This window comes from Clostridium tarantellae, from assembly GCF_009295725.1.
GTDB classification, from domain to species: Bacteria; Bacillota; Clostridia; order Clostridiales; family Clostridiaceae; genus Sarcina; species Sarcina tarantellae.
On record NZ_WHJC01000433.1, the window covers coordinates 1 to 2,066 of the forward strand.

Sequence of the window (2,066 nt, forward strand, 5' to 3'; positions counted from 1 at the left end):
CTTTTTGCAAAATATTTTTTTTAAGCATAAGAATATTTTACCATAAATCCTAAACTCGTGGAGTTTGGGATTTATTTTTTTAAAGAAAAAAGGAGCTGTTCACTAATTATTTAGTGCGACAGCCCCTAAATTAAAAAGAGAGCCAAGGTTAGGGCTCTCTTTAATAGGTTTTAGGTTAATGTTTTGGGTTAATTAATTAGGGTTTGTTTCAACTGGTTTTGGGTTGTTACCCATTATTATGTATCAACATATTATGAATATATTGATAGGTGCTATTTCTAATTAAAAATAAATACATAGTAACTTTTTTCCTCTTTAGGTAATAAGGTAAAAATCACCATTTAAGTTATTTATATTAATTAGTTCATTAAATTTATTTTACACCAGTTTTTTGTAAACTTCAATGTTTTTTTGTAAAACCATGTTGCTTTTATGTAATTTTTGTCTATTATCAATTTAGATTTTTTGTTTCTTATTATTTCAATGAATTTTTTGCTATATAATAAAAAAAATATAAATTCATGTCAAAATATATTAATTTTTCATATTATATATAAAATAATATTAGGAGATTTCAAATGGCTGAATTTAATGTAAAAGATTTTGGAGCTATTGGTGATGGCACAACTGATGATACTTTAGCCATCCAAAAAGCTGTTTCACAAGCTTTAAACACAAGAGGCTCCGTATTTATTCCTAGAGGAAAATATAGAATAACTGCAACTATTAATTGTCTTCCTATAGCTAACAATGATTTTGGAGCTGGTTTAGGACCTAATAGTTCAACTTTACCTAAGTCAGGTTGCTCTATTCATGGCGAGCATTCCCGTGGAACTATCATCCTTGCTGATTTTTCATCTTGGCAAACTACAACTGTAAATGAACAAACTAATGTATGTCAATATTATTTGCCTAATGAATCTCTAACTCCTATTCAAGAAAGTCAAAATGGTTCCACTAATACAAATTTAACTGATAAAATAGTATTTTATCACTCAGATTATATGAATTTTTCCGACATGTGGATAATACAAAAAACTACAACAAATACTCCCGAGGGAATAGCATTTTCTACTCCTTATAATACTACTTCTAACTATAGTAACTTCCAAAGAATAATTGTAGAACTATTTAATTACGGTTTTTGGCATAGATTTAGTTCTTGTAATTCTTATGAAGACATAAACATTGAAAATTGTATAATTGGCGTAAGACTTGCAAGAGTAGATAATAGATATCCTACTAATAATCCATTAGCTACTTCCGGATGGAATACTAATAGTAATGGTTGGTTTCATAATTTATTACAATTTATAAAATGTTCTGTTAAAAGCAATGCTGTAGAAGATTCTACATCTAGTATTACTGAAATTGGCTTTTGGGGTTGTGCTACTGCTACTACATTTGAATCTTGTTCTTGTGAAGGAGTTCATAGAAATTTACAATCTTCAAACAATATTATAGCTCCCTCTGGAATTCCTGGTACTGGTATATATCTTGAAGATGGTATGGCTACTGGTGACGGAAAATCTATAATTATAAATCAATTTTATTCCAATCTACTAGAAAGACCCATTTATTGTAATAATACTAATGACATAAATATACAAGGATTAGATTTGCATGGATCTGTAAATGATAATTATGCTACAAGTGCAGCTTTAGAGTTTAACAAATGTACTGTTGTTAATATAAATGGTACTATTATAGTTCCAGGAAAATTTAATAATGTAATTAAAGCTACTGATAATAGTTCTATTTTTTATAGTTATTTTTTTGATGGTTCTAGAATTTCAAATGATATATTTGTTGATTCCACATCTTCTGTTACTAAAAGAAATTTTAACATTGGTGATAGTAATTCCTTAAGTACTTCCAATAAAGTTATTGTGGATGCTATTAATGAAGTCAAATCTAATACTGATTTTACTTTAGCTAATTTAAACATTACTACTTCTAGTGTAGCTAACTTAACTCAAAATAAAGTTGATGTCTCTTCTGTAGGGGATACTAATTCTTTAAGTACTTCTAATAAAGTTATTGTGGATGCCATTAATGAAGTTAAA

1 protein-coding gene is annotated in these 2,066 nt (G+C 27.9%); it reads left to right on the forward strand.

The genetic code is table 11. From position 1 onward, the window contains the following. Window positions 1-578: 578 nt before the first annotated feature. On the forward strand, window positions 579-2,066 hold a 1,488-nt coding region (locus GBZ86_RS15310; RefSeq protein WP_234885182.1), incomplete at its 3' end, for a glycoside hydrolase family 55 protein.